The organism is Paenibacillus sp. S25, from assembly GCF_019454085.1.
In the GTDB taxonomy this organism is placed as follows: domain Bacteria; phylum Bacillota; class Bacilli; order Paenibacillales; family Paenibacillaceae; genus Paenibacillus; species Paenibacillus polymyxa_B.
The window spans coordinates 4,669,017-4,683,026 of the sequence record NZ_CP073683.1 but is presented as its reverse complement, the minus strand read 5'-3'; the positions used below and the strand labels follow the sequence as shown (position 1 = coordinate 4,683,026).

Annotated in this window: 16 protein-coding genes; 11 read left to right on the top strand and 5 right to left on the bottom strand. The window is 47.1% G+C overall.

Annotated features, from left to right (window positions below):
• Nucleotides 1-38: 38 nt before the first annotated feature.
• Nucleotides 39-242 (bottom strand): YvrJ family protein, encoded by a 204-nt coding sequence (locus KAI37_RS20465; protein WP_220030113.1) that lies wholly within the window; start codon nucleotides 240-242, stop codon nucleotides 39-41.
• A gap of 186 nt (nucleotides 243-428) precedes the next feature.
• On the opposite strand from KAI37_RS20465, the gene KAI37_RS20460 reads away from it, so the two are divergent.
• From KAI37_RS20460 to KAI37_RS20450, 3 genes are read left to right on the top strand one after another with little or no spacing between them, the layout of a single operon-like run.
• Nucleotides 429-785 (top strand): sigma-70 family RNA polymerase sigma factor, encoded by a 357-nt coding sequence (locus KAI37_RS20460; protein ID WP_220030112.1) that lies wholly within the window; start codon nucleotides 429-431, stop codon nucleotides 783-785.
• Nucleotides 728-970 carry a helix-turn-helix domain-containing protein gene (locus KAI37_RS26720; RefSeq protein ID WP_071642683.1) on the top strand — a complete coding sequence of 81 codons (243 nt, stop codon included), beginning with the start codon at nucleotides 728-730 and terminating at the stop codon, nucleotides 968-970. The genes KAI37_RS20460 and KAI37_RS26720 overlap by 58 nt, the downstream gene beginning before the upstream one ends.
• Before the next feature lie 48 nt (nucleotides 971-1,018).
• On the top strand, nucleotides 1,019-1,684 hold the full coding sequence (locus tag KAI37_RS20450; protein ID WP_220030111.1) for a hypothetical protein: 666 nt from the start codon (nucleotides 1,019-1,021) through the stop codon (nucleotides 1,682-1,684).
• A gap of 116 nt (nucleotides 1,685-1,800) precedes the next feature.
• Here the strand turns inward: KAI37_RS20450 and KAI37_RS20445 are convergent, their stop codons facing one another.
• On the bottom strand, nucleotides 1,801-3,378 hold the full coding sequence (locus KAI37_RS20445) for an esterase/lipase family protein (protein WP_220030110.1): 1,578 nt from the start codon (nucleotides 3,376-3,378) through the stop codon (nucleotides 1,801-1,803).
• 195 nt (nucleotides 3,379-3,573) lie between these two features.
• On the opposite strand from KAI37_RS20445, the gene KAI37_RS20440 reads away from it, so the two are divergent.
• Nucleotides 3,574-4,536, top strand: a complete 963-nt coding sequence (locus tag KAI37_RS20440) for a YhcN/YlaJ family sporulation lipoprotein (protein WP_220030109.1) — start codon at nucleotides 3,574-3,576, stop codon at nucleotides 4,534-4,536.
• A 105-nt stretch (nucleotides 4,537-4,641) separates the two neighbouring features.
• Here KAI37_RS20440 and nagA read toward each other — a convergent pair whose 3' ends face one another.
• The 3 genes from nagA to KAI37_RS20425 are packed head-to-tail and all read right to left on the bottom strand — an operon-like array spanning nucleotide 4,642 to nucleotide 7,455.
• A complete protein-coding gene (nagA, locus tag KAI37_RS20435) occupies nucleotides 4,642-5,862 on the bottom strand; it encodes an N-acetylglucosamine-6-phosphate deacetylase (protein ID WP_220030108.1) in 1,221 nt (406 codons plus the stop codon).
• Nucleotides 5,859-6,587, bottom strand: coding sequence for a glucosamine-6-phosphate deaminase (gene nagB / locus KAI37_RS20430; RefSeq protein WP_220030107.1), 729 nt, complete (start codon nucleotides 6,585-6,587; stop codon nucleotides 5,859-5,861). The genes nagA and nagB overlap by 4 nt, the downstream gene beginning before the upstream one ends.
• Nucleotide 6,588: 1 nt before the next feature.
• Nucleotides 6,589-7,455, bottom strand: coding sequence for a MurR/RpiR family transcriptional regulator (locus KAI37_RS20425; protein ID WP_071642672.1), 867 nt, complete (start codon nucleotides 7,453-7,455; stop codon nucleotides 6,589-6,591).
• Between the two features lie 353 nt (nucleotides 7,456-7,808).
• Between KAI37_RS20425 and KAI37_RS20420 the strand changes: the two genes are divergently transcribed.
• The 7 genes from KAI37_RS20420 (at nucleotide 7,809) to KAI37_RS20390 (ending at nucleotide 14,010) form a co-directional block, all read left to right on the top strand.
• Complete coding sequence (locus KAI37_RS20420; protein ID WP_013311713.1) at nucleotides 7,809-8,087, top strand: acyl carrier protein; 279 nt, start codon at nucleotides 7,809-7,811, stop codon at nucleotides 8,085-8,087.
• A gap of 49 nt (nucleotides 8,088-8,136) precedes the next feature.
• Nucleotides 8,137-9,330 (top strand): radical SAM/SPASM domain-containing protein, encoded by a 1,194-nt coding sequence (locus KAI37_RS20415; protein WP_025719471.1) that lies wholly within the window; start codon nucleotides 8,137-8,139, stop codon nucleotides 9,328-9,330.
• Nucleotides 9,331-9,385: 55 nt separating this feature from the next.
• Nucleotides 9,386-10,762, top strand: coding sequence for a preATP grasp domain-containing protein (locus KAI37_RS20410; protein WP_076294458.1), 1,377 nt, complete (start codon nucleotides 9,386-9,388; stop codon nucleotides 10,760-10,762).
• 17 nt (nucleotides 10,763-10,779) lie between these two features.
• Nucleotides 10,780-11,028, top strand: coding sequence for an acyl carrier protein (locus KAI37_RS20405; protein WP_025719468.1), 249 nt, complete (start codon nucleotides 10,780-10,782; stop codon nucleotides 11,026-11,028).
• 37 nt (nucleotides 11,029-11,065) lie between these two features.
• Nucleotides 11,066-12,151 (top strand): hypothetical protein, encoded by a 1,086-nt coding sequence (locus tag KAI37_RS20400; RefSeq protein ID WP_258383005.1) that lies wholly within the window; start codon nucleotides 11,066-11,068, stop codon nucleotides 12,149-12,151.
• A 70-nt stretch (nucleotides 12,152-12,221) separates the two neighbouring features.
• Nucleotides 12,222-13,214 carry an ABC transporter ATP-binding protein gene (locus KAI37_RS20395; RefSeq protein WP_076294455.1) on the top strand — a complete coding sequence of 331 codons (993 nt, stop codon included), beginning with the start codon at nucleotides 12,222-12,224 and terminating at the stop codon, nucleotides 13,212-13,214.
• Complete coding sequence (locus KAI37_RS20390) at nucleotides 13,204-14,010, top strand: ABC transporter permease (RefSeq protein WP_071642662.1); 807 nt, start codon at nucleotides 13,204-13,206, stop codon at nucleotides 14,008-14,010. The genes KAI37_RS20395 and KAI37_RS20390 overlap by 11 nt, the downstream gene beginning before the upstream one ends.

Genomic DNA, 14,010 nt, shown 5'->3' with positions numbered 1-14,010 from the left:
ACGGCGGATGATCGTCGTCTGGAGCTTCTTTGTGTTCGTTATTCGTCAGGTTTGCTGCTTTTGGAAGAAGAGCTGTTCGTGTCGTTTAAATCTTGGATAACCTGAATCAGCTCATGAAGTGAGAGATCCAGCTTATCCAGCTTTTCTTCCATCGTGTGCAGGATGTGCCGCAACAAAATAAAACAAAGTCCAACCGGAAAGCCTACGTTGGTAACCAGAGAAAGAGCATCATCCATTTGCAATGTATTCCCTCCTTTTTAGCCATATATAAAGGAAGGTAAATTAAAAGAACCATATACAACTGCATGTAAAAATAGTATAATAAATAAGAACAAATGTTCTGTTTTGGTTGTAAAATAGGTTTGCAAATTACCCTATAGTATGAGGATTTAGAAAAAGTCAAATCCAAAGAGAAAGGGTGATTTACAATGGATAAGTCTCAGCTAACATTGGTGGAACAATATCGAAAGAAGCTGTACCGCATTGCTTGGAGAATCCAGTATCGTGCTCGGGTACAAACCAATCATGAATTTGTAATGGAAAAAAACGAAGCCGTCAGCTCCCCATCTTTTACAGAATCTTCAAACTCTAATATGTACACACTACAGCTTATCAACTCTCTATCTTCTGAGATCGGAAAAATGATCATCTTTGACCTTTACATACTAGACAAAACCGAAGCACAGATTGCAAAAGAGTTAAAGCTATCCCAACAGGCGGTGAATAAATGGAAAAAGAAAATGCTCAAAGAGTTATTTCGGATGCTGAGTTCGTCCAATTGCTAAAATTAGTACGAAGTGGAGATCAGGAGGCCATGTGTAGGATACTTCAATTGTTCGAGGAAGACATTCAAAAGACCAGTCGATATATTCGTATGTCCCGTGAAGATGCTGTCCAAAGCATTGTGACTGATTTTATAGAAGAACTGCAACAAGAGTTAAAGACAGTAAAAAGTGGACAATGGATATAGCCTTGGCTATCCTTATTCGTAGGTTTACTTATTTAACGGAGGGCTTATATGTTTACGAGTGATAACAGGGCTTCTTTTGAAAAAAGTATGAAGATGTACCCAGTCAACAGTATTCGTTCCAATGTCATCATTCTTGTTTTATTATTGTTAGATCTGTTTCTAGTTATCCCCTTAGTGGGAAATCCATACATTGCAGTTTACGTTTATGTACTGTTGCCACCGATTGTTATGATAAACATTTGGGCCCTTGTACTGGTTATCATGCCACGCAAATTGCAGTTGAATTACATTTTATTCCGTGGTGTATTTGGTTTGGTTTGTTCTATTGGCTTCATGATCATGACACAAAAGTTTGTTTATGGCATGTTGGGTCTGGATACTATATGGTATTTTATAGGTTCTTTTGCCCTTTATGGAGTCGCCTTGTATTACTTTATAAAATATAATTTGGCGAAATTCAAAGATCCTTCAAATCATAAGAAGAAACCAAAAGTTAAGGAAAAAAACAAGAGAACACTTGTAGTAACTATCACCACATTTACTGGGGCTGGTTATCTGATAGCTAATGTTTCCCTCGGGTTCGCTACACAACAATTAGTTGCCACAGTATTGATAAGTGTATACTCGATGCTAGCATGTGTTCTTTTTCATTTTATTATGGATTTACACCGCTACTATTGGCTTCATAAGCTGAGGAATCAGACAACGGATTGATCACAACGAATGGCTTACAAAGTATTACCTCTATCAAGCTGTTTTGTAATGAAGAAAAGCCTGCAAATGCCCCAACTATAATGGGGGTTCGCAGGCTTTTTAGGTTGTAGATTTATTTAGTCAACATACTTGTTTCCGTCAGCATCAATATAAATGGATTGAACAGCTGTGCGGCGGTACGGATATCCGGCCTCTGTGGTGCCGCTAATTTCATAGGTTACAGAATAGATGCCAGGCTTGTCCGCTTTGGATAGCTCAATTTGTCCGGTAGGGTTAACGTTTTTTTGCTGTACCGTCAAACCTTTGGATGCAGAAGTGACTCCTTGCTGCGGATCACCATAATATTGAACTTGGTAGGTAACTTGTGTAACGCTGTTCGGGGAATCCTGTGATTTCAGATTTAGCTTCGGGCCCACTGCATTTAAATTGTATTTCAGCTCAGGAACTTGAACAGCCTGGTAACGTGCAATCAGGAGATACGCTCCATTATCAGGAACCGTGACGTTCAGTTTATAGGTGCCCGGTTTTGGATTTTGAATGATGGCGTTATGATGCCAGGCACCAGCAAAAATATCGTCATCATAGCCTGCTTTCAGATTAATAATTTCACTGGTACCGTCAGGCTTGGTTAGTTCCAGTTTACTCACACGTTTATCACTGATCCAGTCCAGATCAATGGATTTTACACCATTTTCAACAGTGAGGGTTTCTGAGGCTTTTCCATTATAATCGCCGCCTCGGATAAAATATGAATTATCGATCTCGCTATAGGTGGATTGTAAAGCAGAAGCAGTCAGGGAAGATGCTGAAAGTGCCTCAGTTTCCTGATTCAATGCTGGAGTGTTCGCTTGGAGGTAGGGTTGGATCAGGGAGAAGACGTAAGAACCAGTGCGAACCTTGGCATGATCCCAAGATCCGACTTTAACTACACGTCCGCCGGGAAGCTTAGCGTTGTCGACTGTGACCACTCCATCATTCTTACCAAAGGAGGAGAGGTAAAGTCCACCCAGTATGTAGGAAGCAGTGCCGCCAGACCAGTTATCACCAGCAAACGTGAAGAATGGAACTGTAGTTGCATTACTAAGTGCATCGGTCTTGGTTCGGAAATACTTCATATAAGATGTTTGTAAAGTGGAGGTACCGGGATTTTGTGACCCGACGATATCTGCCAGCCATCCGGCCCAGCTACTGTAGGCGAGATCTGCAAGTTGTGAGCCATGATGAGGACTGCTGAGGGTGATGACACGTTGTACATAAGGAGCGGCTCCATTATATACGAGAGCGGTTTGAGTATCCACTCCACCTTTGCTGTGGGCGATGACGATAAGCTTTTTACCAAAGTGATTGCTGATGACCTTAATTTTGTCGGCCAGAAGCTTACCATTGTCCCACATATCTTGGGATGTGCCAGTTGTATCGTACAGATTAACGGTGGCTGTCTGGTATCCGGCGTCTCGTGCACGCTGAAGCATATCGTTATTATTCTTGGTCCAGACTTCAGCGCTACTGTTCAAACCATGTACGAACAATAGTGCGGGCTTAGCTGGATCAACGTGATTAGGCGGTGGACCTTCTGCCCAGCTTCCGGCGGGATCTTTCGGAGGTTGGGGTGTAGTGGAGCCTGCAAAAGCGCCAACGGGGACAAGAGTAACTGATAACAAAAAAATGAGCATCAAAACGGTGATCTTTTTCAAACTGAAAATCCTCCTTTGTAAAATAAAGTATTTTTCAAGCTTATTATACATGCCATCTTGTGGTAAATCATCAATTGTATTTCATATTTACATTAAAATTTTATTTTTTTAGTCATTTTTTAGTCAGGATATCCCTATGACTCATAGCGCATGATAATCTCGTCACACATTTTATAATGTATGGAGGATGAGTTCATGCCAGGAACTAAGAAGGTCATTAGTTTTACGATTTCTGCTGCTTTACTCGCCAGTATGGCTGCTTTGACCGGGTGCGGAAATGCCGATCATAACGTTCGTACGAACAGTACACGCTATAACGCGCAAAGCACACCTCATATGGATGGTGTGAACCGTTATGGTATGGATGGTGTGAATCGTTACGGGGTAAAGTCCAATGGTATGGACGGGATGGCATTGAATGAAAATGCCAACCGAACCGGACATCCAGTCCGTAATCTGCAAGTCGATCGCAATTTGTCCAAACGTATATCCGAGATGCCGGATGTAAAGTCTGCGACAGTGCTGGTAGGTGAACGACATGCCTATGTAGCCGTTTCCTTGAAAGACCAAGCCAACGGAACAGGTGTCGGTGCTCCAAGTGTTGACGGTACTCCAAGTGCTAATAGTATTGGACGTAACGGTAATGTACCGAGTGTGAATGGCGTTAATGGTACTAGAGGAAACCGTACTACGGATACTACAACGCCTGGAATGACAGACAATGGAGTTACCGGAAATGGAACACCTGCGCGTCGTGATGACGGTTTATTCGGTACGATGGGTACAGGCTCGTATGGTATGTTGCGTGGCTTGGCGAACAATAATGGCACAGATAACGGAAACACCACAATCGAGGGAGCAAGAACTGCATATGAACCAAGTGATGCAGTCAAGAGCCAAATCGCGAATAAAGTGAAGCAATTTGCACCTTCGATTGAACAGGTGTATGTATCGGCTAACCCGGATTTTGTCAAACAAGCCACTGACTTTACACACAGTGTGCAAAATGGTCATCCGATCAGAGGCTTGAGCAATGAAATGGTGGATGTGATTGAACGTGTATTCCCGACCCCGGCGGCTGGTACAAACCGTCCAATGGAAAATACAGCACCCACACGCCCACAAAATCATACGCCCGCGCCGATGAATCATCGCTAATTCAAACCCTATAAGTGTGTGCAATGCCAAAGAAAGAGCTATCCATCTCAGCGAATACGCTGGTGGATAGCTCTTTAGTTTTGGGGAATGATAACTATAACTGAATTATTTGCGCAATCCTTTAATCCATACGCCTTGCAGCTTTAAGTCTCCATCCAGTAACAGGATGTCTGCTTGTTTACCTGCTTCAAGCGAACCTGTACGATCAGCAATGTACAAGGATCGAGCCGGATTCAGGCTGGCCATTTGTGATGCCGCGGGAATACTTATACCCACATGTTGAACCAAATAGCGGAAGCCTTCAATCATCGTTAGTGTGCTTCCTGCCAAAGTGACCCCATCCTCCAGTCGCGCTACACCGCCCTGCACGATCACCGGCAAATCGCCGAGCGTATAATGACCGTCTTCCAGACCAGTAGCAGACATGGCGTCTGTGATGAGAATGAGATTATGATCCTGCTTTAATCTAGCGAGTAGGGAAATGGCGGCGGGATGCACATGAATGCCGTCCGCGATGATTTCTGCTTCAATGCGCGGATCAGCGAGTACGGCTCCGGCGGCTCCCGGCTTGCGATGATGCAGCGGAGTCATCGCATTAAATGCATGCACCGCATGATTCAGCCCCGCCGTCGTTGCCTGTTCAACCTCTTCATACGTAGCATCTGTATGACCGAGAGCCGCGGTAATGCCATGGCTGCGCAGCCATGCAATCAGTTCCAGCGCTCCTTCCCGTTCGGGCGCAAGCGTGAGCTGGCGAACAAGGCCTGGATAGCGCTGCTCCCATTCTGCCACCCATGAGAGATTCGGTGGCACGATATGTTCTGGGTTTTGCGCTCCAGGCCAGTTCGGACTGATGAACGGCCCTTCCAGATGTACGCCCTCCAACTGAGCATAGGGCATAGGTAGTGCCATGTATGCGTGAACTTCACTCAATACCCGGTCAATCTGTTCCTTGGGCGCGGTCATGGTGGTAGCCAGCATAGCCGTCGTTCCTTGTGAACCGTGAAAGGAGGTGATCGTATCCAGCACCCTTGGACTAGAGTCCATAAAGTCCTCACCGTTACCGCCGTGAACATGAATATCAATAAAGCCTGGCAGCAGATAGCCTCCTTCCAAACGCACAATGTTTGCGGTTTTCACTGCGGTTTCTTCCTGATTTGCCAAGACTACCGCTGTCCAATCGGCGGGTAAATGCTCTTCTGAACCAGCGTATACAATGGATTGCCCCTCAATGACGACAACCCCTTTTTCAATGATGTCATTTCCAACGACAACTTGCCCATACAGTAGCTGGGGTACGTTACCACTCATTTCATTTGACTTCAATTGAACCATCCTCCTGCTTTCTGATCCAGTAAGATAAGTACGTTGGGGTGACATTGCAGCAGTGAAGCCGGACACTCAGTCGTGACGGGTCTAGTTAAAGCCTGCTTTATAATATCAGCCTTATCCGCACCAAAAGCCACCAGTATAATTTGCTTCGCCTTAAGAATCGTGCCTACTCCCATCGTCACTGCTTGCCTGGGTACAGCATCTATATCGCCAAAAAATCGAGCATTCGCCGAGCGCGTACTTTCTTTCAAATCTACAACATGTGTGGCTCCAGTCAAGCGGTGACCAGGTTCGTTAAAGCCAATATGACCATTATGACCAATGCCAAGCAATTGCAGATCCACGGGTCCACGGTCCAAAATGGCCTGCTCGTGCGCTGCACATTCTGCTGCCAGATCCAGTGCATTCCCGTCAGGGACACGTGTATGGGATATCGGAATATCGATATGCTGGAACAAGTGCTCATTCATAAAGCTTCGATAGCTCTGCGGATGTTCTGGGGGAAGACCAACATACTCATCAAGATTCACGGAATAGGCTCGTGCAAAACTGACCTGTCCCTTGCTGTACATATCTGCAAGATGTTGGTAAATGCCAATCGGCGTACTACCGGTGGCCAGGCCAAGCATGGCCTGTGGTTTGGATAGCAGCAAGCTGGCGATCACAGCGGCGGCAGTAGCGTTCAGGTCCTCACGGCTGTTCAAAATGCGTATGTTCATCTTAGTGACCCCCTGGTTGTTTTTTGAGCTTGCTCACTTGTTGATATGAACCTTCCAATCTCGGAATATATTTGTCAAAATCTGCGCTCACCATACCTGTAAACAGAATGTCTATGATATGAAGCTGGGCGATGCGGGAGGCCATATCCCCACGTCGCATTCCTTCCTCCAATGAGGAGGAAAATAGCGCAATATCCGCAAGACCTGCCAGCGTATTGTTTCCGAAGGAGGTCAGGGATAATGTCTTAGCCCCCTGTTCCTTTGCACAACGTAGAGCCGCAATGGTCTCCTGGGTTTCTCCTGAATAAGAGACGGCAAAGGCGACATCTCCTGCTCCGAGCGAGGAGGCAGAGGTAATCTGCATATGCGAATCTGCAAAGGCGGTACTGTTCTTGCCAATACGGATGAGCTTCTGGTAAAAATCCTGTGCCACAATCGACGATGTCGCCATCCCATAGAGATCAATGCGGCTCGTGGCTGACAGCCATGCAATGGCCTGCTCCAGCTTGTCGTAATCCAGCAGTCGGGTCGTGTCCGCAATGGATGCGGTATGGTTCGCCTGAATAGCCTGCACGATTCGGGAAAGTGAATTTCCGGCGACAATATCCTGATAGGATTCTTCACCATTACGGTTGGAATGGGACAACTCGGCGGCCAGCTTCATTTTGAAATCGGGATAGCCTTTAAAATGTAGTGATTTGCAAAACCGCGTAACGGTCGCCGCACTCACACCACAACGCTCTGACAGCTCCCGAATACCCAGATGCAGCACATCTTCCGGGGATTGCAGGATGGATTCCGCCAGCTTGCGCTCCTGTACGGGAAGCTGCTCCAGTCTATGGGCTAATGTATGAAGAATGGGGGTCATGAGCTGTGCTCCTTTGGCTGTAGAGTGTTTGATTGAAAATAAGTATCACATATAAGAAGAATATAAAGAAAAACATTTTCATGTGTATTGTAAAATAATTCTGCCGCTCATGCAAGAGATGTGAGGAGAATTTTTATTAGACTTTGCGAAAAAATAGCCAGCGAAAATTGTAGAAGTTATCATACATTAATTTACATATTGCGAGTTTTATTTACAAAACAACCTATTGACTTGTCTCTTCATTGGAGGAGTATAATTGAATAAAGTTCCAGTGAAGGGATTTATCTAGGAGCTTTGCAGAGTACATCGTTGGGCGGAACGAATAGAATCTCATTCACAAGGAGGAATTTGCTATGCAAAGCCAAGTGATTGAAATGATCAGCGCGGTCAAGGAAGATCCTGAACTGGTCGCTAAGCTGGATGGACATTCGGACATTATTCATGATGCCGGACTGGATTCGTTGCAGTTGGTTCATTTCATGCTGCAAGTGGAGGATGCGTTTGATGTGGAGATTGATTTTGATTCCTTTGAGCTAGAGCATTTGAGCTCGGTAGATGCGTTTTGCAGCTACATTCAGGGGATCAGCGATGCGGAACAAGCGCCGCACCTGGAGGGAATGGAGACGGTCTGACGTACAGCTTGGTACATGTGCCTGAAAATCCATTAAACGAGGTGTTAGCATGCAGCCCAAAAGCAATGTGCTGATTGATGAGAAAGCGTTCAAGCTCATCAAGCGTAACCTGAAAAACGCTTCTGTATCTTACCGTAACGCCACACAGGACCCTACTTTCAAAACGGACATGCCCCAGACGATCGGCATTAAGCTGACCAACCGCTGCAACCTGAGATGTACACACTGCTTTGAATGGAACGAGGAAGGCTACCATCACCAAATGGATAAAGAAGAACAAAACATGGATCTTGCTCCGGACATGCTCCGGCAGATTTTGAGCGAAACCAAGGAAGCCAAGTCCAGACTGTACATGTGGGGCGGCGAACCGATGTTTCACCGGCGTTTTGATGAAATTTTGGACGTGCTGGCGGAAGATCGGCGCGAAATGACCTTTTGTACTAATGGATTACTTATTGATAAATATTTGGACCGGATTTTGGATTTGTCCGAAAATCTGGAATTATTAATAGCGATTGAAGGTTTTGAAAGAGAACACGATCTAATTCGCGGTAAAGGCACCTTTCAAAAAACAATGCGGCAGATGGATAAGCTGATTGAACTGCGCGACCAGGGATTGTACAAGGGACGGGTAACTGTCCATGCGGTCATTAACGATAACATGATCGGACGGATGTACGAATTTCTGCAAATGCTGGAGGACAAAAAGCTGGATCTGGTGCTGCTGACGTTCCCCTGGTACATTTCCAAAGAGACCTCCCTCAAAATGGATGAATATTTTACACATAATTTCTCCTGGCTCCGACAACTTGAAGAACAAAATATTAGTAGCTGGCATGCTTTCAAATATAAAATCAACCCGGATAACATCGATCCTCTGATGCAGGAACTACAGCGGATCAATGAGCGAGTATGGAACATTCGCGTGCGCTATCAGCCCGGTTTGGATTATGAGGAAATTGATAAATTTATACATGGCGAGGAAATGGTCAGCCGTTGTTCCAATCATTGTTTGGCGCTCACCTCCAGAACAGATATTTTACCAGACGGGAAGGTCATGCCTTGCAAATTTTTCAGTGAGTTCACGATTGGAAGCATGCGTGAGCACAGTCTGAAGGAGATATGGAACTCGGATGCGTATGAGAAAACTCGTCAAAAGATTAATCATGAAGGATTGACTCCGGTGTGCTCCAAATGTAGCGTATTGTATCTGCACGGGGCAGGCTCTCTGAAATACATTTAGTTTTCTATGGATGTTGTTTGTTACTGGATGGAAGAGAGAGGGATGATGATAAGACGTGACGACTAAAACTATTAACCTTGTGGAAGCGCTTGCGCATGAACGGGACCATGGAGTCCTGATTTGGCTGTTTAATATCGGCGCAGAGCAAGTGTGGCATCCATCCCCCCGCAAGGGGGGCATGGTAGACCGGGATGAACAGCAAGTCGTAAACCGGATGGAGGAAATGAATCTCCTGCTATGTCGAAGTCAGGATGTCATTGTACTTCGGGAACGGCCGGATGAGGCATTTCTGGACATGCTTCAGCGGTTGGGCTTTAGCCTGCCGCGTATTGAGGTGCCGGAGCCTTCTGATCCGCTAACGCCGATTTCAGAACTGGTGCTGGCGGACGAGGCGCTTTTGGCACGACTGCGCACGGTTGCAGATGCAGGCCACAGTAGCGGCGGAGCCAAAGCGTGGCTCGTCCCCTATGCGGTCACACCGCAGGAGGAAGCGATTGCGGAGCTTTGCGGGCTGGAGCTGATCGGCGCTCCATCCGCGGTCAGTGCTCAGGTGAATGATAAAATATTCAGCCGCCTGACCGCGCAAAAGCTTGGTTTTGCTGTCAGCGAAGGCGCTGTATGTGCAGACGAATCGGCGATCCGCAGGGAGTGTGCCAGACTGGCTGACTTATCGGATGGACCTGTGAAGCTGATTATCAAGCAGCCGCACGGTGCCTCAGGACAAGGCATGTATATGCTGGACGAGCTGTCCAAGCTGGACACACTGCTGAGTGTGATGAAGCGTTTTGGCGGCTCATCGCCATCTTCCGGCGGCTGGCTGGTGGAGCGCTGGCACAATAAGCAGATGGATCTGAACTACCAGCTCTGCATTGACGAGGGCGGTGGTGTGACAATGTTTTCGCTAAAAAGACAAAACGTGGATGGCACCGTATATATCGGATCTCAAGTACCGGCTGAGATTGGCGATGCGCTGGAGGAAGAAGTGAGACGCTGCGCCTATCAGCTGGGTACGCATCTCTATTCCATTGGGTATACGGGAATGGCCTCTATTGACGGTTTTGTTGACGAAGAAGGTTTGCTGGTTCCAGTCATTGAGATAAATGGTAGATTTACGTTGTCTACCTATATTTCGTTCCTGTCATCCGTCCTGGGAGAACAGCATAAAACATTATCCCGTTATTACCGCAACGTTACCGCTACACCTCTCACCTACAGCCGCTTGTGCGGGTTGCTCGCGGAGGAGGGCTTGCTCTATACGCCCGAACGTCCAGAAGGGGTGTTTGTGTATACGGCGGGTACATTGTCTGGTATTCCTGTGAAGCGGGGCTATGTGAACCGGATTTTCACACTTATTTTGGCAGACAGCTGGCAGGAAGCTGATGCTTATGCGCACAAATTGGAAGGTATCATTGCTGGATTAGGATGCTCATAAATTGGAGGGAATCAAGAATGAAAACAACAGATGTATACCATGTAGTACCCTTGCTGGAAAAGATTTTGAAGCTGGATTCGGGAGAGCTGGAACAGTTGACTCCGGATCAGGATCTGCGAACCTTAGGGCTGAATTCCTTATCCGCTGTGGAATTAATTGTAGAGTTGGAAAATGAGCTTGATATTACGATGGAGGACGACGATCTAGTGCTGGAGCATCTATCTACACTGCAAGGCATCGAGCGTCTGCTAGGCAAATATGCATAAGGGCGCTGAAAAGACAAGTTTGATGCAGGAATCCGATATGGAGACTCGTCAAGATTCTGTTGTGGACTATGGTGCAGAAGAAGTGGCAAACGCTCTTCCAGGGAAACATTGTGTATATTCTTCCCTGCGTACCTCATTGCGGAGGTACGGAGTGACCATGGCCGAATCCGAGCTGTTCATGCTGTGTGGGAGTATGTGCGCGGAGTATGGTGGAGATTTGAAGCGCTTCGGACCTGAGAAATATCCGGAGCAGCTTCAAGAAATGGCAGCCAGTGGCGGACCTGTTATTCGGGTGGAACCGTGGGTCGCTGGTGTCAGCGATGAAACCGACCTGTTGCGGGTACTCACATCGGGCTACGGTACCATGCTGCATACGTCGAGCACCGCTTTAACCTATCACGATGTATATGTGAAAAATTACCCAAGGGGCCACGTGATTGAGTTGTGCGGGTTGGACTTGCAAGAACGGACAGCACAGGTGAATGATAGCTTCCTGCTCGATTCCTCGGGACATGCCATGACTTATGTGGGCTCAGCCCGGCTCGACGATCTGATGCAGGGCATTATTGAGTATGCATGGCTGGTGGAGCAGCCTGCCCCGCTTTCGCCAAGTGAGATGCATGCTGCGTGTGCTCATCATATTCGACAGTATGTAACTGGACACGAAGCCATCTGGAGAGGCGTACCTACGTCTAATGAGTCGTTCAGTCAAACGGGGAAAGTTGTAACAGGCAAGCAGGTCAAGCGGGGAGATGAGGGGTACCGGGCATTTGTCGGTGACTTCCATCTGTTGGCAGACATGGAGGATCAGGATTTTCGGACGTACTGTCATGAAATCTATTACAATCTGCGATTGGGCAGTGCTCTTCATTTGACGGATTATACAGCTGATTATTGCCTGCTGCATCAAGCCACGCTGGGACCACAAACACAGCATGTAATTGAATTGGCACAGGCGCTGTACGCGGATTGGCACAAGCTTAATCTGCATATTTACAAAACAGGGCTTCAATTGCGCAAGCATCGGATGCCTGAAATTACGGAACGAGCTTTGCATTTAATTGAAAGACAGCGGCATATGCTGGAGGAACTGATGATTTTAGCAGAGCAAGCAGCTGAGTAGTTCAGAGCACTCGGCCTTTCAGGCACGTTCATCCAGGGGTTACGCACAGAGGAAAGAGGAGGGGAATTGATTGCCGTCCATTACATTAAACCAATTGTCGAAAACGTTTACGTACTACAAAAAGGAGCCGGGCGTGCGCAAATCGTTACAAAACTTGTTCAGGCGTGAGCAGTTGACCAAAGAAGCTGTACAAAATGTCAGCTTTAGCATTGAGGAAGGAGAAATTGTCGGATTTCTCGGTCCAAACGGGGCGGGCAAAACAACGACGCTCAAAATGCTGTCTGGCATTCTCCATCCGACAGACGGGGAGGCATCGGTACTCGGCTTTACCCCGTGGAAACGACAAAAAGAGTTTAAACGTCAGTTTTCCATTGTAATGGGACAGAAAAACCAGCTCTGGTGGGATTTGCCTGCAAGCGAGTCATTCGAGCTGAACAAGCTTATCTATGAAATCGATGATAACCGTTACAAAGAGGCACTAGATGAACTGGTCACTCTGCTTGGGGTGGAGGAGCAGCTTCATGTGCAGGTTCGGCGGCTGTCGCTCGGCGAGCGTATGAAAATGGAACTGATCGCCGCGCTGCTGCATCGTCCACGGGTTATTTTGCTGGATGAGCCGACGATCGGACTGGATCTTGTTTCTCAGCGGCGGATTCGAGAATTTTTCAAAGCCTATAACCGCACGCACCGGACGACCATCCTGCTGACAAGCCACTATATGAAGGATATTGAGGATTTGTGCAGTAGATCCATCATTATCAGCGGGGGCAGATTGGTCTATGACGGAGATTTACACAAGGTGAATGAGGTCATCGGTGCCCGTAAATTACTTAAGGTTCGACTGGGGACCCCTGTATCCAACCTAACGTTGGCGAGCCTTGGCAAACTTCGCTCCAACTCGGAGCTGGAGGCGGTATTTGAGCTGGATGCAGAAGATACCTTGGCTTGGTCCAAAAAGATTTTGGACGCACTACCTGTCGTTGACTTTACGATTGAGGACGTCCCGCTGGAAGAGGGGATAGCCAATTTGTACGATGGGGGCAGGCTGGCCGATGCGAAATAACAAATATGTGAAGGTACTCCAGCTTGGCATGCAAAACGAAATGGAGTATCGAGCTAATTATTGGCTCCAGATGGCGGGATTTATGCTGCCCATCATGACGCAAATTTTTCTCTGGCTAGCTGTATTTGGTTCTTCGGGACGAGCAAGAGTGGTGGACTATTCTCTGCCGGAAATGCTAGTGTATGTGGTTATGGCAGGAGTAACTGGAAAACTGATTGCGACGGGCTTTGAATACGAAATTGCCACAGATATCAAGGAGGGTGGACTGGCAAAGTTTATGGTACAGCCTGTGCATTATTTTGCTTACCGTTTTTGCCGGTTTATTGGAGGCAAAGTCATACAGTCCGCAGTTGTGCTGCTGGCGGCTGCTATTTTGCTGTTATGTCTTAGCCTGGAAGGACAAATCAGCTTCGAGCTATCGTACATTCTGCTTTACATATTGGCGTTGCCGGGAGCACTTGTGCTTAATTTTGTGGTCTATTATGCGCTGAGCGGCATAGCCTTTTGGATGACGGAATCGGCGGGACTTTTTTATACACTGTCGCTTGTCATTTATGTAGCTAGCGGTACCGTGTTTCCGCTGACGATTTTTGGAGATGCTTTGGCCCGTCTGTTCAGTCTGCTACCGTTCAGCTACACCGTATTTTTTCCGGTCAATGCGTTAACGGGCAAGCTGACTTTACTGGAAGCCGCTAAGGGCATTGGCGTGCAATGGCTCTGGATTGTGGTGCTGGCGGCCGTATCACGCTGGGTGTGGCAAGCCGGGGTCAAACGCTTTGTCTCGGTGGGGGGTTAA